Consider the following 17603-nt stretch of genomic DNA (forward strand, 5'->3'; position numbering starts at 1 on the left):
ATGTCAACTTCCACCTCTACCCCTTTCGATACCGCCATTCCCCTCGATCGGATTCAATACAATGCCCAGGGGCTAGTGCCTGCGATCGTCCAGGATCATCTAGACGGTGCAGTACTGATGATGGCCTGGATGAACCGGGAATCGCTGCAAAAAACCCTGGAAACCGGAGAAACCTGGTTCTGGAGTCGATCGCGGTCAGAACTCTGGCACAAGGGAGCAACCTCTGGTCATTTGCAGTACGTCCGGGCGGTGCGGTATGACTGTGATAGTGATGCCCTGCTGATTACGGTGGAGCAAATGGGGGATGTGGCCTGTCACACGGGGGAGCGAAGCTGCTTTCACCAGGTAGAAGGCTCGATTCAGGCTCCTCCTGCGGATACCCTATCTCAGGTGTTTGAGGTGATCTGCGATCGCCGGGATCAGCCCAACCCCGACTCCTACACCTGTAAGCTATTCAACGGGGGAGATAACAAAATTCTCAAGAAGATTGGCGAAGAAGCCGCCGAAGTGGTGATGGCTTGCAAGGATGATGATCCAGAGGCGATCGCCGGAGAGGTGGCCGATTTGTTCTATCACACCCTCGTCGCACTGGCCCATCACAATGTCGATATTCGATCGGTGTATCGTAAGCTGCAAGAACGCAGACGGTGAGAAGGATTCCTCCTACTCACCATTTTCGATATCCCATTCACCACTGCCCTCCTCTTTGCCCGAAACCAATTGCAGGAATGTCTCTAACTCGCTAAAGGTGCCCGCATAGGTAATGGTGGGAGTATCATAGCCCTTAAGATTCACGCTCTCCTGCTTGAACAGATGGGTTTCCACCCCCGATGCGGTCAGATACTGGTAGGTGGTTTCACCCAGGGCCACATCAATTCCAATCTGCTTGGTGGAAGACTCCAGGCGAAAAGCCGCATTCACAGTATCGCCCAGGGCGGTGTAGTCTGGGCGATCGCCCGTTCCCGTATTGCCCACCATGGCGTAGCCCGTATTTAGCCCAGCTCCAATGCGGAGAGGAAACGGTAAGGGATAGCGTTCGTGGAGTTTACTGGTCATTTTATTCAGCGCACTGAGGGCATGGGCAATCCGCACCATTTCTTCCTGGCTGACTCCCTGGGCTCCGTGAATCCATACAGCCATCACCGCATCCCCGATGTACTTATCCACCCAACTGCCGTACTCGCGGATAATATCTCCGGCACAGCGGAACCAGGTGCCGATCACCTCGGACAGTACCTTTTCATCGATCTGACGGGTCATCCCCGTAAAATTACGGATGTCCACCACCAGAACTGAAATTAAGCGACGTACGTGCAGCGTTGCCGTTGCCGTAAATTCCTGAGAATCGCCCCCGATCGAAGACGGATCAGTGTTCTGCTCAACATTAGGCGTATAAAATTCCAGTTCAGTTTGCCCAAAAGTGAGCCGATCGCCGTTATGAAGCGTGACCGGAACGCTAACTCGTCGTCCGTTCACGAAGGAACCATTACGGCTACCCAAATCAATTAAGTAGAATTCCCCAGTTTCCATGCGTTGCAGCATGGCATGGTTGCGGGAGATCCAGCGATCCGGCAGAACGAAATTATTATCGTCCCCCCGTCCAACCGTCCAGCAGTTGCTGCCGATCAGAGAAAGAAAACGATTGCCCGAATCTGTGCGTAGGATCAAATGAGGAGTGGATTGTACTGTCACCACAGGCTAAGAAACCATATGTTTCCTGAAAGTGCATCCCGACGTATCTCGTCTAGAAGAGAACAGTTCAAATGAATGCAGGCATACAACCACGAATTATAGAAAGCTTCTGCTCAACCTGCACTCCACACGAACCTTTAATTTTCTCTAAATTAGCCGATGATTTTAAACTGACCCGGATGGATGTCCACCCTTGTCGGTTTAAATTCACCTCCAATCATATCCTTGTCCGCCTCGGATCAGCCATCAAAAACGACCAGTCTTCTGCTAAAAAACTGGTCTAAAAAGATACAGATGGATGCAACGTCGCCCAAAGTGAAGCGAAAAATGAGAGCAACGTGGCTCAAGCGGTTAATGCCACCAACCAAAACAACCCATCTACCAGAATCGTACTGAGAACCGCTCCTGCAAACGTCCATCGGTGTAGATGCACCGATCGCAAGGGTAAGCTTCCCACAATCAAGAGAAACAAGCCCAGTCCGATCGCCCAGCCCGTTCCCCAGGGAGTCTGGATCTGAGCCACGGCACTCTGAAAGATCGGTCGTACCAGGTCAGGTTCAGCCAGCATCAACTGTCGCCAGTGGGGAATCAGGTTTACTAAGTAGAAATACACATCAGTGATCGTGGTTCCTAACAATGATCCCAGGTAAAACCAGTTGCCAATTCGCCCCTGCCCTCTCAACAGCCCAAAAATTGCAAACGGCAGCCCGATCGCCTCGATCGGTAGATGCCACAACGGTTCCCACCGCAGCCAACCCCAGTAGACGGAGCCGGCCAACCAGGTCCAGGTAAATCCCAGCAGCAGATCACCCCAGATGTAGGTGGTAGGGCGCGATCGAAGGGTTAAACTGAGCCAAAGCCATCCTCCCGTCAAAACCAAACTGAGCCAGGGAAATACGCGCACCAAGGGAGCCTGGAAAAAGACAGGTACGGAAACCAAAAGGGCCGCAGCCAGAAAAATTGCCCAAGTCTGCCGCAATGAGAACCAGCCCCAGGGAGACCGATTAATCTCCTCCATAGACGCTGCCAGCCCTGCATAGGACTCTTCCGCATAAAGCGGCTGATCGTAAAGCTGCTGATCCGGAAGGGAGTCCTCAGAAAATGAGCGGCGGGTAGATGGCATTAGGGATTCTGAGAGGGGTAGAGCTTTAAGCTGAGATGAGGTTGGGGATAGGGGTTGTTGGAACAATGGCTTTGAAGACAACTGTTTTGAAAAGGGCGTGTTTGTTAAAAAAAACAAATCGACAAACAAAGATATCTGATAATTACTTTACCTTTTTTAACATACCACACCCTTATCCCCCAGGGGGGTATTTTCTAAAAACTATCCTAACGATTTTGGGGTTTACCATAAAGGTTTTCTAAAGTATGGGCTGGACAATGGGCGAATTTATGGGCAAACTCCTAAGCTGTAAAAGAATTTCAAGCTTCCAAACCCGCACCAACCCTTTGCGGACTGTTGACATTTATCAATCGAGGCTGACGTGGAACTTATTCAAGAATTGTTTCAAGCGTTCGTTCTGGGGATTGTCCAGGGAATTACGGAGTTTTTACCGATTAGCAGCACTGCTCACCTGATCATTGTGACCAAAGGCTTTGGTTGGACGGGGCTGGTGGGCAAAAGTTCTACGTGGATGCGATTCAGTTTGGCAGCGTTATTGCTGTGATTATGTATTTCTGGGCCGATATTCGCCAAATTCTCTCAGGTGGCTGGGAAGCGTTTCAGCAGCGAGATTGGCAGCGCGATGAGTGGAAAATCCTGGTGGGGATTGCGATTGGGACGCTTCCAGTGCTGATTGTTGGGTACTTAATCAAGGACATTGTGCCTGAGAGTCCCCTGGTGATTGCGGTGATGTCGATCGTCATGGCGTTACTGTTGGGGTTGGCTGAGAAGATCGGCAGCCACAAGCGTAAGTTTGATTCCCTCAAAATTTCCGATGGGGTGTTGGTGGGTTTGGGGCAAGCGCTGGCTCTGATTCCGGGCACATCGCGCTCTGGCTCAACCTTAACAACGGCCCTGTTTCTGGGGCTGGAACGGCAAACGGCAGCTCGGTTCTCGTTTCTGCTGGGGATTCCCGCGCTGACGATCGCCACGCTGTATCAATCGCTAAAGTCGTTTGAAAGTGTGGATAATCTCCTGGTGCTGCTGATGGGGTTGGTTTCCACCTTTATCTTTTCCTACCTGTCGATCGCCTGGCTGCTGCGCTATCTACAGCGTCAAAGCAACTGGGTCTTCGTCTGGTATCGGCTGGGCTTAGGGGCAGTACTGTTGATTGCCCTGGCGACGGGCTTTTTTCAAGAAGGGTAAGTAAGGGCGCACAGCAGTGTGCTCCCTACTGGGTACGTTATTTTTCCGCATTCTCCCTACCGCTTTTTCCCAATGGCTTTTTTCACAAGATTGGGAATTTGCGAGGGGCGATCGGCGACGGGAATTTTGGCCCGTTTGAAGGCGGCTAGTTTACTTTCGGCCGTGCCAATGTCTGCCCCCATACCCGCCAGGGAAGCAATAATGGCTCCAGCGTGGCCCATCAGTTGCCCTCTAGGAGCTGTACGTCCGGCAATGTAAGCAATTACAGGCTTATCGATCACTTCTGCGACGTAATGGGCTGCTGCTTCCTCGCTGTCACCCCCAATTTCCCCTACCAGGACAATCACTTCCGTTTGCTCATCTTCTTCGAGAATCTGAAGCCACTGCTGAAACGACGATCCCAAAATCCGATCGCCCCCGATCCCCACAGCGATCGACTGCCCTAATCCTGCCTGACTCAACGCCTGTGCAATTTCATAGGTCAGGGTTCCACTGCGGCTCACCAGACCAACTGCACCAGGAGTATAAAACTGGGGCGGATGGGTGCCCAGGGAAATTTTGCCCGGCACAATGATCCCTGGACTATTTGGCCCCACAATCAGGGTTTCGGTGGCTTCTGCCTTGCGGATGAGCTGAATCGTATCCAGGGGTGGTACACCCTCGGTGATGATAATGATTTGGCGAATTTCTGCGGTAATCGCTTCTAGCGCAGCATCCAACACAGTGTAAGGAGAGGCAAAAATCAAACTGACATCGATCGGGCCGGCCCGGTTCAGGGCTTGTTCCACCATGTCGAAAACTGGAACTCCATCCACTGAAGTTCCACCATGCCCTGCGCTGACCCCCGCCACAATTTGAGTGCCGTATTCCCGCATGAGTGCAGTATAGGCAGCACCCAGCGGTTCAACGATGCCCTGAATTAGGACTCTACTATCAAAAGTCAGGTTCATAAGATGCAATGAGGAGGTTGAAACGGTAAAGGCTATTTGCGGGTGGGTTTCGCCAGGGCGATCGTTTGCGTAATGGCTTCATCTAGCGACTCGATCGCCGAAATCTCTAATTCAGCCAGGATGGCCTGAGCCGCAGCAAATTCTTCCCCCATCAGGCGTACCACAATAGCAGGTGCAGGTGCCCTAAAGGGTTGTTTCAGGCAGTCGGCAATGGCTTCAGCCACAGATACCGCCGAAATCACGCCGCTCAGGATGTTGATTAAAATCACCTTTAGCTCCGGACGTTGACGCATGAGATATAGACCCTGCTCAATCCGATCGTGTAGTGCCTCCAGCGATCGACCGTAGTGTTGCTCTCCCCCCAGATCCACGAAGCCCAGGGGCTTACCTTTGGCGGCACAGATCAGGTCAAGCGTAGTCATGGCTAATCCGGCACCATTACAAATCACGCCGATGTTTCCGCCTAATTCCACCAGTTTGAGCGGTATTGCGATTGCCTCAGGTTGAGACGCACCGTTAGGAAGTGCGTGATCCTTCTCTCCGCCAGGATGGGAATCAGGGGCATAAAGATGGAGAGGAGCAGTCGATGGACGGGCAGATGGATCAAAGGTGGCAAACCGGGGAGAGAGCTGAACGAGATCAGGATGTCGTCCCAGAGCTGCATCGTTGACAGCCACCTTGCCATCCAGGGCCATCAGTTTTCCGGTGGGGCTGACGGCCAGGGGATTGATTTCTACTAAATCCAGATCCTTCTGGCTAAAAAGGGTATACATTTTTTCGACAATCTGGCTGACCGACTGAATCAGCTCTCCCTTTAAGCCCATCTGCACCGCCAGACGACGAGCATAAAACGGTGAAAAGTCCTGTTCCACCACCACCTGCTGCACCTCCGACAGGTTGGCTTCCACCGCCTCACCCCCCAGTTGTGACCCCAATAGCAACGGTCGCCGGGTGGAGGTGTCTAACACAACCGATAAATAAAACTCGCGGTCTGCCTCATATTTGGCCTCTGCCAGCAGGACAGATGGATAATTTCCCATAATCGGCAGATGAAAGATGGATTGGGCCGCTGCCATTGCATCGATCGTATTGGTGACAAACCGAATTCCGCCCGCTTTGCCTCGCCCTCCGGTATAAACCTGCGACTTCAGCACAACGGGATAGGGAATGTCGAGTTGCTTCAAATCCCTGGGCTGATCAATCCGCTGCGATGGCAGCACTGGGATCCCCATCTGTCGAAATAATTCTTTTGCTTGGTACTCTAGCAGTTCCATGATTTATAAGTATCAGTGGGATACACCTGGAGAGCAAATAGGATACTGGATTCGGGTTAAGAAAGCATCAAGAGGACAGCGTGAGATGGTTTCCGATACGCCCCAGTTACCCTACTCAGTTGCCATACCCAATTGCTATACCAGTTGCCATACCCAATTGCTATACCTGATTGCCATAACAGTAGCAAGTTTAGGAGGGAGAAAATGGTGAAGAACAGCGATCGAATTCTCATCCTGTCACCTTCTGTTAACAAATTTGCATACAAAGTGCGGAAGATTGCATACCATTGGGTTGATACCATTGGGTTGGCTGGCAATTTTATTGATATTTATTGATAGGCAATCTGTAGTCAATTTACGAACCGGTGATTAGGCTGGTAGAGAATTTAGAGAATTGCATTAGTGGGCGATCGAGGTAGTGCATGGAAATTGGTGTGCCAAAAGAGACAAAGGATCAGGAATTTCGGGTTGGGCTAAGTCCAAATAGCGTCAGAGGTTTGTGCGATCGAGGGCATACCGTATTTGTGGAAACCGATGCTGGCATCGGCGCAGGCTTTACCAATGAAGATTACCTGCAAGCCGGAGCCAAGATTGTACCAGACCCCAAAGCTGCCTGGAATCGAGAAATGGTGGTCAAGGTGAAAGAACCTCTCCCGCCGGAATATCCGTTGATCCAGAAAGAACAAATTTTGTTTACCTACCTGCATCTGGCAGCGGCCCGTTCCCTCACAGAACGGTTGATCGAGTCTGGCGTGACGGCGATCGCCTATGAAACCGTTGAACTACCCAACCATAGCCTCCCCCTGCTCACCCCCATGAGCATTATTGCGGGTCGGCTCTCGGTGCAGTTTGGGGCGCGGTTTCTGGAACGGCAGCAGGGAGGGCGAGGCGTATTGCTGGGGGGTGTACCGGGAGTGCAACCGGGAAGAGTCGTGATTTTAGGCGGAGGAGTGGTAGGAACAGAAGCGGCCAAGATGGCGGTGGGATTGGGCGCGCAGGTGCAAATTTTGGATATTAACCTGGAACGGTTGGCCTATCTAGAAACGCTGTTTGGCTCCAGGGTCGAACTGCTCTACAGCAATACCCCCCAGGTGGAAGGCACAGTTCCTAATGCCGATTTACTAATTGGCGCGGTGTTGGTTCCAGGACGAAAGGCTCCAACCCTGGTATCGCGTGATCTGGTGGCAAAAATGCGCTCCGGTTCGGTCATTGTGGATGTGGCGGTGGATCAGGGTGGCTGTATTGAAACACTGCATCCCACCTCGCATACGAAACCCACCTACGTCGAGGCAGGGGTCGTCCATTATGGAGTGCCTAATATGCCAGGCGCGGTTCCCTGGACTGCAACCCAGGCGTTGAATAACAGCACCTTTCCCTATGTTCTGAAGCTGGCGGAGCACGGAATTGCTGCCCTGGAGAAAGATGAGTCGTTAGCGAAGGGCCTCAATGTCCAAAACCATGCGATCGTTCATCCAGCAGTCCGCGAGGTATTTCCAGATTTAGCGTAATCTTTCTATAATTAGACGCTACACCTATCATAGAAAAAGGTTCAACCCGCAAATCTTAGAGATCTGACATTCATTAAGCTAGGTACGTTGTGTCTCCTAAAGCAAACGAATCCTCTACGTCCGATCGCACGGAACGCCAAAATACGGACTCTTTCTGGTGGAGCATTACCCTCGCGGTGATCGCCTGGTTTTTGCTCACTCTTTCCCCGGATTTAAGCTGGTTCCGCAATTTGCGATCGCCGATCGCTCCACCCGAATGGGACTACACACCGACTCCCCTGGTGATGCGAGGCGGTGATCCCCATATTCGCGCGCTGATGCGAACGATCTCCGCCAGCGAATCCAACAGTCCTCGCCCCTATTCCATTCTCTATGGTGGTCAGCACCTGCAAGACCTGAGCCGCCATCCAGATTTGTGCATCACGATCGTTTCTGGCCCGAATGCGGGAGACTGTACCACTGCTGCTGGACGGTATCAAATGCTGACTACCACCTGGTATAGCAAGGCGAAGGCCTATCATCCCCGCAGTCCGTTTTTATTCTTTAGTCAGGACTACAGCTTTGAAGCCGAGTACCAGGATGAGGTGGTTTACCACTGGCTCAATGATCCCTCTGCCTGGGGGGTAGACCTGGCTGAACTCTTGCGCGATGGGCAAATCCACGAAGTTCTGAGAATCCTATCTCCGACCTGGACCAGTTTGGGTTACGGCATTGAAACGAATTCAATGTCTTCTTTTCTGCCAGAAATTTATCAGGAGATGCTGGCGGAGGAACTGCGGGGGAGTTAGGGGAGTGAGGAGTGTTCGCGGAGCGTGGGCGCAGCCCGTAGGAGTAGGGAGTGAGGAGGCGAAGATAGTTCCATAGCGCAGGCATCTTGCCTGCGATCAGAAATAATCGTTGAAGAACCGTAGATTCTGCGTTTTGTGGTGAAAAATTTTGATATCGGGTGAGGCAATCGTTTGAGTTGTTGCCATCTATGAGAAACCTCTATGCAAGTAAGCATAGAAAATTGAATGACATAGAGCTGAGATTAATACAAGGGCATTAATCGCTCTACCTCCAGTCCGGATGCGATCTGCGTCAGCTTACTCAGGTCTGTTGTCCGATCGACATGGGGCAAGCAGCCCAGAATGGGTTTATTCGTTAGTCCTTGAATTAAGTCAACATTGGCCCAATCCTCAATTTCATGGCGATGGCAGGGTTGAACGCAGTTGAGGATGATTCCCTTCAAATTCACGCGCGAATGCTTGGCCAGGGCCACATGGGCAACCGCCTGGGCGATCGCTCCTGGCCCAACCGGCACAACCAGTACAGTTGGGAGTCGCCAATCCCAGGCCAGATCAGCCCAGGTCGCCTCATTGGTAAGGGGTGAACCCAATCCACCCCAGGAGTCAATCAACACGAACTCCCGCTCTTGAGTTAAGCGTTCCAGGATTTGCCACAATCGCTTCAGGCTGACGCGCTCCCCCTGTTGCTGGGCGGCGATCGGCGGTGCTAGAGGAGACTGAAAGTGTAGGGGATTAATGGCTTCTGGAGACTGATCCAACGTAAACCAGTCCGTATAAAGTTCCCGTTGCTCACCGCACTGAACCGGGCTGAAAAGACCAAGGGACTTTGAAGAATATCGTTGCCAGTAGGACGCCAGGCTGACCGTTAGCAGGGTTTTGCCCACCCCTGCATCAGTTCCTGCAATCAGTAATGCGTTCAAGCTATCTCCCATCCATCGCTCTGAATTCATCCATTTTCGATCGTACGCTCTAATCTGCCTCTCCCATCCAGTTCAAAGCGGATAGGGAATCAGGCCATTGCAGTCAAAGCAAAATTTACAGGCAACAGCAATCCGCCGGACTGCCATTCCTGTAAAGTCAGTAGTTTGGCTCCAATCAACGCAGCCAACCTCCATCTCAGTCAATTGCACCCATTCATCCTAGCGTGGGGGGGGTCTCCGACGCTGTAAGAAGTCTGGAATATCCAGGGCAGGTTTGCTACGCGGCTCTGGAGCGGGTGTAGGGGGAGGAGAAGCGGGTTGAGTTGGCGGCGGTGGTACTGAGGAGGGAGTCCGCTTCAGAGGAGAAACTCGGGTAGTTTGGGCAGCGGGAGGTTCCGCCTGAGCGGTGAATCCAGTGGCAATGACCGTGATCCGAATTTCTCCCTGCAAGCGTTCATCTAAAACCGCACCAAAGATAATGTTGGCGTTGGGATCAACCGCTTCATAGATAATCTCTGCCGCTGCGTTCACCTCATGCAGGGTCAGGTCGTACCCGCCGGTAATGTTGAACACAACTCCTCTAGCTCCATCGATCGACGACTCCAGCAGGGGAGAAGAGATGGCCGCCGTTGCCGCTTCCCTGGCCCTCGACTTGCCTGAACCAATGCCAATCCCCATCAAAGCCGATCCCGCATCTGCCATCACCGCCCGAACATCGGCAAAGTCCACGTTGACCAGACCCGGAATGGTAATGATATCGGAGATGCCCTGAACCCCCTGCCGCAGAATATCATCGGCAACTCGGAAGGCTTCCTGCACCGGCGTTTGCTCTGAAATGACGGAAAGCAATTTGTCGTTGGGGATAATAATCAGCGTGTCTACCCGACTCTGAAGGGCGGCGATACCCTCATCCGCCTGATTCATCCGCCGTTTTCCTTCAAAGGTAAAGGGACGAGTCACCACCCCTACCGTCAGGGCCCCAGCTTCTTTTGCGACTTCAGCGACGATCGGAGCAGCCCCAGTACCCGTGCCGCCGCCCATGCCCGCTGTGATAAAGACCAGATCGGTTTGCTCCAGGGAAGCAGCCACTTCATCCCGAGACTCTTCCGCGGCCTTTTGCCCGATCGCCGGATTGCCGCCAGCCCCTAGACCGCGCGTTAACTTTTGTCCAATCTGCAAGCGATTATGGGTGGAAGCGTGTTCCAGGGCCTGAGAGTCGGTATTAATCGACCAGAACTCAACCCCTGACAAATCGCTGGCAATCATTCGATTAACGGCATTGCAGCCGCCACCACCGACTCCAATAACTTTAATCTTGGCTACATTACTTGGCACAATATCGTCACTCCTGGTTTCCTCTGCCAGTGCCCCTTTCGCATCACGAGGCTGACCCAAGTGTATGCCAGAATTCGTAAAAGGATTCGTAGTGTTCATCGGTGGCGAGAGATCAACTGATTCTCCATCTGGAGAGTTTGTGTAGGTAGATACTAATCTACTATTAAGCGTCATTGGAATTTAGAAACCACTGATACAAAGACTCTTTTTAACCTTGGGTAACTCTAGTCAACTATAGGCTAAGTTGCCTGAAAAACCAAACAGATGTTGCACGCTGCTTAATGGTTCAATTTCAACGAAAATAATTCGATCGCAGCAAACTTTTATAAAAAATAAAGGTTAGGAATTGGGACATTGCATTCCAAGCCTTACTTATCGTTAGAGTTAGAGTTAGAGTAATCATTTCGCAAATTGGGTAGTCTACAAAGTTAGAGCAGTGACTTTGGGTTATTCATCAACCGCAGGACGTATTCCCTCTATATCAGTCATTTCAATTAATGGATGTTTAGGATTTCTTAAATCAATGTAAGCCACTTGATCGAGGTCAACCTGTTCGGGTAACTGCCTCATCTGATCAAGAACTTGCAACTGTTCAGCCAGCCGAGAACTATACGCTCCAAAATCGACCATACCCAGTTCCGTGTGTAAAACCAGATTGCTTGGATTACGCCAATCAATTTCCGTGATTTTAACGGGACTGCGGCTCACCTGTTGATAGAGATTTGCCCATTGCGATCGATATTCTTCCCGCATTCCAATAATTTTCAAATCGGGTAATCCCTGAGAGGAATTGAGCGAGACATAAACCTCGAAGGGGATCACGGCTCCCTCTTCGTCTAGCAGAACCGCTTGCTGTTGGGACGGTTGACCCTGCTGGGCTGGGGAAGTTTGATTCGATGGAGCGGGCATTGTGGCGATCGGACTGGCAAAGTAGGCCACTGCAACCGGATAGCGTTCTTGAATTCGTACCGTTAGCCCAGGCGGAAAGAGGTGGCGAACGACAGTCGCAGTGGCGATAGGTGCTTCTGTTTCCAGGTGATGGGCAATTTTCTGAGGCTGAACCAGCAGAATGGATTGGGGGTAGTCGATCGGCAGAATGGAGCGAATGTTTTCTGAGGAGAGAACCTGATTTCCCTCGATCGCCACCTGCTGAGGGCCGCGCAGCATCCAGTCCAACTGAGATAAGCCCCAAATCAGTCCGCCCGTGATCCCAGCCATCGCAACCATTTGCCAGGTTGATTGCAGTGTCCGCACGCGCCGCTGTCGCCGGAGTTGTTGCCGCCGACTAGCGAGTTCGGATTGAGAAGTAGACGAAATTTCTGCCATAGCTCCGGCAAGGGGGGGTGGCAAAAGCCCTAAGAACAGCAAACTAGAAACAGCAAAGGAAACAGGAGTGTATCACAATAAGGCAGCTTATTCTACACTGCTCGATTTCCCCCAAATTGCGACATTCGCGTTACAAAATTTGAAGCTCCAGATCACCTGGATATAGTTGAAGCCGCAGCAAATCTTATTAGATCTTTAATCTACCGCTGAAGAACAGCTTACAATTGCTCGCGCCGTGGGTCAGTTTGAGCATGATTCTGAAATCTAAATCTTTGAGTGAATCCCTGAATATCTCCTTTTCCTTGCATAACCCTCTTATCAGGGATGAATCGGAGAATCAGGATTATCCGCCGCAACCACAGGGCAAATTTGGTCTTGTATTGGCAACTGCCAGGGTTAACTGGTAGGCGTTTCTGCCCTGCGCCCGACTGTTGAGCCGTAAATAGTAAGTTCCAGAGGGTAAGCCTTGATAGGCCCGTTTCAGCGTTTCCCCCGATCGCACCCGTTCCGACAGGCGATTTCTGCCCAGAGACACCAATTGTCCTTGTTCGTTCAAAAGGGAGCCAACGATGCTGGCTTGAGAGCGGTTTCTAAAGGTTAAGCGGAGATTGCTGAGTTCATTCAGCGTAAACCGAAAAAAGTTGGCGTTCTGCCGTCCGACGTTGGCCCGGACAGTGCGTCTGCCAGGAAATAGTCCCAGGAGCCGAGCCGTTCCTAAGGTTCGCCCGATCGCTCGCAGGGGTTGGGCAGAGCGGGTGAGGGAAGGGAGATTGAGAGAAGGAGGTTGAATCAGGCGAGAGGTAACCGCCCCAGCGATCGCTGGCAGATTGCGGGACACAGGTGTTAGCGATGAAAAATGATCTTGAGTCAACATAGGTCGTTAAGGTTACGGGAGTTCGATCGAGTTCCTGAGGATGAGTCCTGAAAGTGCTTGTTATTCTAATCCATGCATCGGAGCATCACTAGCCCTTCCCAGCAAATTGCCCATGATTATAATGCCAAGCCATCCCCAGAATTTCTCCAACGCAACGATACTCTCGGTGACGAACAGCAAAACCGCGATCGGGCATGAGAGAATGGGAAGACTATTTAGTTAATTTGTCAGTCCATATTGGTCAATATTTAATCTTTGGTGATCTACTGAAGATCTTTAGTGATCTAGTAGACCTTGGCGTGAGGTTAGCTACCGTAGAGCGGGTATCCTGCCCGCGCAGGCTAGAAGCCTGCCCTACAGATGGTAGGCATATTCAAGCCGCAGTGATCTAGTGATCTATAGAAAGTGATCTACTGAATATGTGCAGCTTCGGGATTGTCCAGCTCGGAGATTGTCCAGCTCGGAGATTGCCGTATTGTTGATTGGCTGCCATTGGCGATATCTTGGTTGAGTTCAGAGTTGAACTGAATTTTTGCGGTTCTCCTGTGTAATTTCAGTTTTTCATTCGTTTTCCATAACCCTCTAAATAGATTGATGGCTACTCAACAGACGATTTGGATCTACGACACAACGCTACGAGATGGGGCGCAACGGGAAGGTTTATCCCTTTCCCTGGAGGATAAATTGCGAATTGCGCGTGAGCTAGATCGTCTGGGAATTCCCTTCATTGAGGGTGGATGGCCAGGGGCAAACCCCAAGGATGTCCAGTTTTTCTGGCAGATTAAAGAAGAACCTTTGACCCAGGCGGAAGTGGTGGCCTTTTGCTCAACTCGCCGTCCTGGAAAATCAGCGGCGGATGATTCAATGCTGCAAGCGGTGTTGGCAGCTGGAACCCAGTGGATCACCCTGTTCGGCAAGTCCTGGGATTTGCAGGTGACGGAGGGCTTGCAGACCACCCTGGAGGAAAACCTGGCGATGATCCAGGACACGATCGAATTTTTCCGCAGTCAGGGTCGTCAGGTGATCTACGATGCGGAACACTGGTTCGACGGGTATAAGCAGAACCCAGAGTATGCCCTAAAGACCCTGGAAGCAGCGATCGTCGGTGGAGCAGAATGGTTAGTCCTGTGTGATACCAACGGTGGAACCCTACCCCATGAAGTTGGGGCGATCGTCCGGGAAGTGAATCAATTCGTCAATAACCTCACCCCTGCGGCTCCCAAAATTGGCATTCACACCCACAATGATTCTGGGACAGCCGTGGCCAACGCCCTGGCTGCGGTGATCGAAGGAGCCAGAATGGTGCAGGGAACTATCAACGGCTATGGGGAACGCTGTGGTAATGCGAATCTCTGTACCTTAATGCCCAACTTGCAGCTTAAATTGGGCTACGAGTGCGTTCAGCCCCGTCAACTGGCTCAACTCAGCGAAATCAGCCGTCTGATCAGCGAAGTGGTGAATCTGGCTCCCGATGATCATGCCCCCTACGTCGGACTTTCTGCCTTTGCCCATAAGGGGGGGATCCACGTCAGCGCAGTGGAGCGCAATCCGCTGACCTATGAGCATGTTCAGCCAACTCAGGTGGGTAATCGACGACGGATTGTGATTTCCGATCAGTCTGGATTAAGTAATGTCCTGGCAAAGGCCCGCAGTTTTGGCATTGATCTAGATAAACAAGACCCAACCTGTCGGCAAATTCTGCAACACCTGAAAACGCTGGAAAATCAGGGCTATCAGTTTGAAGCGGCGGAGGCTAGTTTTGAACTGTTGATGCGAAAGGCATTGGGACAGCGACCTGAATTCTTCACCATCAAAGATTTTCATATCCATTGCGACTTAATCCGCAGTGATGTAGATATCTGGAATAGTCAATCCCTGGCTACGATTAAAGTTACCGTCAATGGCCGGGATATTCTGGAGGCGGCGGAGGGCAATGGCCCTGTTTCAGCCCTGGATGCAGCCTTGCGCAAAGGCTTGATGAACTTCTATCCCGAAATTGCTGCACTGCATTTGACGGACTATAAAGTACGGATTTTGGACGGGCGGGCCGGAACCTCTGCAAAGACACGGGTGCTGGTGGAATCCAGTAACGGTCATCAACGCTGGACAACGGTAGGAGTGTCTGAGAACATTATTGAGGCTTCCTATCAGGCGGTCGTGGAAGGGTTGGAGTATGGTTTGATGCTCCAGAGTCAGGCGCAGACGGTTTTGACTTAGGACTGAGGACTGAGGACTGAGGACTGAGTAGAAGTAGGGTGGGCAGTGCCCACCAGTCCATGAGGGTTTTGAGGGCTACGGGTTGAGGTCTGGACACTATTTGGGGTCTAGGCGATTCCTGTAGGGCTGAGTGTGGGCGAGGTCTGTAGGACTTTGGGCGGGTTTCTGCGGGGTAATGGACTGTTGGAGGTGAGGAAGGGGCGTGTATCTGTTAATTCCGGCCGCTGGATCAGGGCGGCGTATGGGGGCCAGTCGAAATAAATTACTGCTACCGTTGCTGGAGCAACCGCTCCTTGCCTGGACGTTGATGGCGGCGAAACAGTCTGAGTCGATCCACTGGATTGGCATTATTGGTCAACCAGCAGACTGGCCAGACTTTAAGGAAATTGTGGCTGATCTGGGGCTGACCAAGCTGGTGCATTTTATTCCAGGAGGAGCAACGCGCCAGGAATCGGTCTATCAAGGGCTAAAGGGATTGCCTGCTATTGCTGAACAGGTGCTGATTCATGATGGAGCCAGGTGTTTGATTACGCCGGATTTGTTCGATCGCTGTACTACGGAACTGGAAACCTGCGATGGGTTGATTGCGGCTGTTCCCGTTAAAGACACGATCAAGGTCGTCCATTCTGACAGTCAGGTGGTCGCCAGCACCCCCGATCGCAGTAAGCTATGGGCGGCCCAAACACCCCAAGGATTTTCGGTGGAGAAACTGCGGCAATGCCATGATGAAGGACTGCGCCAGGGTTGGGAAGTTACGGACGATGCAGCTTTGTTTGAACAGTGTGGGCTTCCAGTCAAAATTGTCCCTGGGGAAGAAACCAACTTGAAGGTGACAACGCCAATTGATTTGACGATCGCAGAATTTATCCTGCGGCAAAGGGGAACTGAAGCTTAGGATCGTGGATCAAATAACCTGTAATCATTCTGCCTTGTTGACTGGGCGGGCAAGATGCCCACCCCACAAGAATTTCAGAAGCTATTTCCCACGCCATTCTGCCTGTTCCATTGCCTCCTGCATCTGCTGGCTGCGGCGCAGGTAACTGACAAACAGCACGATCGAAAAGCCAATAATGAATGGCCCCAGCACGCTGGCTGAAAAGGTATTGTACAACCCGTGGAGAATCGCTGCGATCGTGACACCAATAAACAGGATTGCGCCCTGACGGGACGGGTTGATTGCAGCCAAACCAATGAAGTAACCGACAATGCCGGCTAAGATGGCGTGAAACAGGGGCAGGGAAACGAACCGCATCGTATTGGCAGCCACATAGGATCCCAAGCCAATTTCTCCTCGTGATAATCCAAAGGCATAGCGCAACGAATAGGCGGCTCCTTCGGCGATCGCAAACCCTAGACCCGACATGGCTCCATAGAAAGCAGAAGTCTGGGGATCAGTAAGTTTTCGAGGACGCAAAAGCAGCAGGTAGACTGGTAACGCCTTGCAGATTTCCTCCAGTACGCCCACCCCCAGCGTGAAGCCAACCATCCGAGCCAGTAAGCCTCCACCGACGGCTTGATACAAATTGCTAAAGGGCGGAAATCGCTGCAACAACAGCAGGGTAGGAATCCCAATGAATGTCGTAAATAGCATACATTTCAGGGTGTTTCCCCAGGAAAATTCCGGTGGGCGAATCAGATGATAGAGCACCACACCCCAAATCGATGCATAGTAAATCCCCAGCAGCCAGGCCGTCTGAGCCAGGGTTGCCTGTTCTGCAAAGAGGTTAACCAGGAGGGGAAAGACCCCTAAAAACAGCAGCAGGCGAACGGTGGTACTGCGGTAAAGCTCAGTGCTGAAGACATCCTGGTAGGGAAGGATAGTACTGAAGCGAAAGCTGCAGAGGGACTGCCAGAAGTTTTGGGGATTGGGTTGACTGTACTTCACGATCGCCCCAGAGGATTTGACGATCGCTTTGGAGGGCTGTCGGCTGGGGTAGGGGGGTCGATAGGGCAGGAAGGAAGGGGGAGGGGCAGGGAGGGATAATTCCTGAACCCAGGCAGGTCTGGTTTCGGTCTGCTGCTGTCCGTAAACTTTGACACAATCCAGGGAACGAATCTCCAGTCCACTAATTTGCTGCTGCAGGAAGCGAACAAACGCTTGTTTTTCTAAAGGACGATCGGACGTGAGTAAAATTTTGAGACACCGATCCTCGCGTACAACCCGAACCGTCACCCTTCGCGGTTGGAGCTTGCGATTCAACAAAAGGGCGATCGCCTCTGGATCGCCTTGTCGAGCTAGATTTAGCAAATCGGATTGGAGCATAACCGATGCTTCACTGCACCAGATTGAAGGTGTACTCAGAATATCCCACTGGTTGCTCGCATCGAGTATCCCGTGAGTGCATTGAACATTGGCGTTAACCAGATGGATTAACCAGACTGGGGTAACTGGACTGAATGGGTGAGCCAGC

Annotated in this window: 15 protein-coding genes and 1 pseudogene; 7 read left to right on the top strand and 9 right to left on the bottom strand. The window is 51.8% G+C overall.

The window, feature by feature from the left end; all coding sequences use genetic code 11:
* Nucleotides 1-651: a bifunctional phosphoribosyl-AMP cyclohydrolase/phosphoribosyl-ATP diphosphatase HisIE gene (gene hisIE, locus ACM1PF_RS28935; RefSeq protein WP_416669689.1), complete on the top strand. Its 651-nt coding sequence runs from the start codon at nucleotides 1-3 to the stop codon at nucleotides 649-651.
* 12 nt (nucleotides 652-663) lie between these two features.
* Here hisIE and ACM1PF_RS28940 read toward each other — a convergent pair whose 3' ends face one another.
* Entirely contained in the window at nucleotides 664-1695 is a 1032-nt protein-coding gene (locus tag ACM1PF_RS28940; protein ID WP_416669691.1) for an adenylate/guanylate cyclase domain-containing protein, read from the bottom strand.
* Nucleotides 1696-2035: 340 nt separating this feature from the next.
* Complete coding sequence (locus ACM1PF_RS28945) at nucleotides 2036-2710, bottom strand: DUF3120 domain-containing protein (protein WP_416676841.1); 675 nt, start codon at nucleotides 2708-2710, stop codon at nucleotides 2036-2038.
* A 454-nt stretch (nucleotides 2711-3164) separates the two neighbouring features.
* Here ACM1PF_RS28945 and ACM1PF_RS28950 point away from each other — a divergent pair.
* A pseudogene (locus ACM1PF_RS28950) lies at nucleotides 3165-4000 on the top strand (undecaprenyl-diphosphate phosphatase).
* Between the two features lie 56 nt (nucleotides 4001-4056).
* On the opposite strand, the gene ACM1PF_RS28955 reads toward ACM1PF_RS28950, so the two are convergent.
* Together ACM1PF_RS28955 and ACM1PF_RS28960 are read right to left on the bottom strand one after the other, a co-directional pair.
* Nucleotides 4057-4950, bottom strand: coding sequence for a succinate--CoA ligase subunit alpha (locus ACM1PF_RS28955; RefSeq protein ID WP_416669693.1), 894 nt, complete (start codon nucleotides 4948-4950; stop codon nucleotides 4057-4059).
* A gap of 32 nt (nucleotides 4951-4982) precedes the next feature.
* A complete protein-coding gene (locus ACM1PF_RS28960) occupies nucleotides 4983-6224 on the bottom strand; it encodes an ATP-grasp domain-containing protein (RefSeq protein WP_416669695.1) in 1242 nt (413 codons plus the stop codon).
* A gap of 422 nt (nucleotides 6225-6646) precedes the next feature.
* On the opposite strand from ACM1PF_RS28960, the gene ald reads away from it, so the two are divergent.
* Nucleotides 6647-7732: an alanine dehydrogenase gene (gene ald, locus ACM1PF_RS28965; RefSeq protein WP_416669697.1), complete on the top strand. Its 1086-nt coding sequence runs from the start codon at nucleotides 6647-6649 to the stop codon at nucleotides 7730-7732.
* 191 nt (nucleotides 7733-7923) lie between these two features.
* Nucleotides 7924-8520 (top strand): glycoside hydrolase family 24 protein, encoded by a 597-nt coding sequence (locus tag ACM1PF_RS28970; protein WP_416676843.1) that lies wholly within the window; start codon nucleotides 7924-7926, stop codon nucleotides 8518-8520.
* A gap of 242 nt (nucleotides 8521-8762) precedes the next feature.
* Here the strand turns inward: ACM1PF_RS28970 and bioD are convergent, their stop codons facing one another.
* From bioD to ACM1PF_RS28990, 4 genes are all read right to left on the bottom strand, one after another.
* Complete coding sequence (bioD, locus tag ACM1PF_RS28975) at nucleotides 8763-9470, bottom strand: dethiobiotin synthase (protein WP_416669699.1); 708 nt, start codon at nucleotides 9468-9470, stop codon at nucleotides 8763-8765.
* A 189-nt stretch (nucleotides 9471-9659) separates the two neighbouring features.
* Nucleotides 9660-10949: a cell division protein FtsZ gene (gene ftsZ, locus ACM1PF_RS28980; protein WP_416669700.1), complete on the bottom strand. Its 1290-nt coding sequence runs from the start codon at nucleotides 10947-10949 to the stop codon at nucleotides 9660-9662.
* A gap of 273 nt (nucleotides 10950-11222) precedes the next feature.
* A complete protein-coding gene (locus ACM1PF_RS28985) occupies nucleotides 11223-12101 on the bottom strand; it encodes a cell division protein FtsQ/DivIB (RefSeq protein ID WP_416669702.1) in 879 nt (292 codons plus the stop codon).
* Between the two features lie 343 nt (nucleotides 12102-12444).
* Nucleotides 12445-12975, bottom strand: coding sequence for a hypothetical protein (locus ACM1PF_RS28990; protein ID WP_416669704.1), 531 nt, complete (start codon nucleotides 12973-12975; stop codon nucleotides 12445-12447).
* A 72-nt stretch (nucleotides 12976-13047) separates the two neighbouring features.
* On the opposite strand from ACM1PF_RS28990, the gene ACM1PF_RS28995 reads away from it, so the two are divergent.
* The 3 genes from ACM1PF_RS28995 to ispD all read left to right on the top strand — a co-directional run bounded on the left by ACM1PF_RS28995 (nucleotide 13048) and on the right by ispD (nucleotide 16087).
* Nucleotides 13048-13173 carry a hypothetical protein gene (locus ACM1PF_RS28995; RefSeq protein WP_416669706.1) on the top strand — a complete coding sequence of 42 codons (126 nt, stop codon included), beginning with the start codon at nucleotides 13048-13050 and terminating at the stop codon, nucleotides 13171-13173.
* Nucleotides 13174-13569: 396 nt separating this feature from the next.
* The gene (cimA, locus tag ACM1PF_RS29000) at nucleotides 13570-15192 is read left to right on the top strand and encodes a citramalate synthase (RefSeq protein ID WP_416669708.1); all 1623 of its coding nucleotides are present in this window, start codon (nucleotides 13570-13572) and stop codon (nucleotides 15190-15192) included.
* A 202-nt stretch (nucleotides 15193-15394) separates the two neighbouring features.
* The gene (gene ispD, locus ACM1PF_RS29005) at nucleotides 15395-16087 is read left to right on the top strand and encodes a 2-C-methyl-D-erythritol 4-phosphate cytidylyltransferase (RefSeq protein ID WP_416669710.1); all 693 of its coding nucleotides are present in this window, start codon (nucleotides 15395-15397) and stop codon (nucleotides 16085-16087) included.
* A gap of 81 nt (nucleotides 16088-16168) precedes the next feature.
* Here the strand turns inward: ispD and ACM1PF_RS29010 are convergent, their stop codons facing one another.
* Nucleotides 16169-17455, bottom strand: coding sequence for a PrsW family intramembrane metalloprotease (locus ACM1PF_RS29010; protein ID WP_416669712.1), 1287 nt, complete (start codon nucleotides 17453-17455; stop codon nucleotides 16169-16171).
* Between the last annotated feature and the right edge of the window lie 148 nt (nucleotides 17456-17603).

The organism is Egbenema bharatensis FJBBOT/2019 (assembly GCF_048077055.1).
In the GTDB taxonomy this organism is placed as follows: Bacteria; Cyanobacteriota; Cyanobacteriia; order Elainellales; family Elainellaceae; genus Egbenema; species Egbenema bharatensis.

Excerpts from the sequence above, each read along its gene's own strand:
- hisIE (WP_416669689.1), top strand. The coding sequence starts at position 1 with ATGTCAACTTCCACCTCTACCCCTTTCGATACCGCCATTCCCCTCGAT.
- ftsZ (WP_416669700.1), bottom strand. The coding sequence starts at position 10,949 with ATGACGCTTAATAGTAGATTAGTATCTACCTACACAAACTCTCCAGAT.
- ACM1PF_RS29010 (WP_416669712.1), bottom strand. The coding sequence starts at position 17,455 with ATGCTCCAATCCGATTTGCTAAATCTAGCTCGACAAGGCGATCCAGAG.
- ACM1PF_RS28945 (WP_416676841.1), bottom strand. The coding sequence starts at position 2,710 with ATGGAGGAGATTAATCGGTCTCCCTGGGGCTGGTTCTCATTGCGGCAG.
- ACM1PF_RS28960 (WP_416669695.1), bottom strand. The coding sequence starts at position 6,224 with ATGGAACTGCTAGAGTACCAAGCAAAAGAATTATTTCGACAGATGGGG.
- ACM1PF_RS28985 (WP_416669702.1), bottom strand. The coding sequence starts at position 12,101 with ATGGCAGAAATTTCGTCTACTTCTCAATCCGAACTCGCTAGTCGGCGG.
- ACM1PF_RS28990 (WP_416669704.1), bottom strand. The coding sequence starts at position 12,975 with ATGTTGACTCAAGATCATTTTTCATCGCTAACACCTGTGTCCCGCAAT.
- ACM1PF_RS28955 (WP_416669693.1), bottom strand. The coding sequence starts at position 4,950 with ATGAACCTGACTTTTGATAGTAGAGTCCTAATTCAGGGCATCGTTGAA.
- bioD (WP_416669699.1), bottom strand. The coding sequence starts at position 9,470 with ATGAATTCAGAGCGATGGATGGGAGATAGCTTGAACGCATTACTGATT.
- cimA (WP_416669708.1), top strand. The coding sequence starts at position 13,570 with ATGGCTACTCAACAGACGATTTGGATCTACGACACAACGCTACGAGAT.
- ald (WP_416669697.1), top strand. The coding sequence starts at position 6,647 with ATGGAAATTGGTGTGCCAAAAGAGACAAAGGATCAGGAATTTCGGGTT.
- ACM1PF_RS28995 (WP_416669706.1), top strand. The coding sequence starts at position 13,048 with ATGCATCGGAGCATCACTAGCCCTTCCCAGCAAATTGCCCATGATTAT.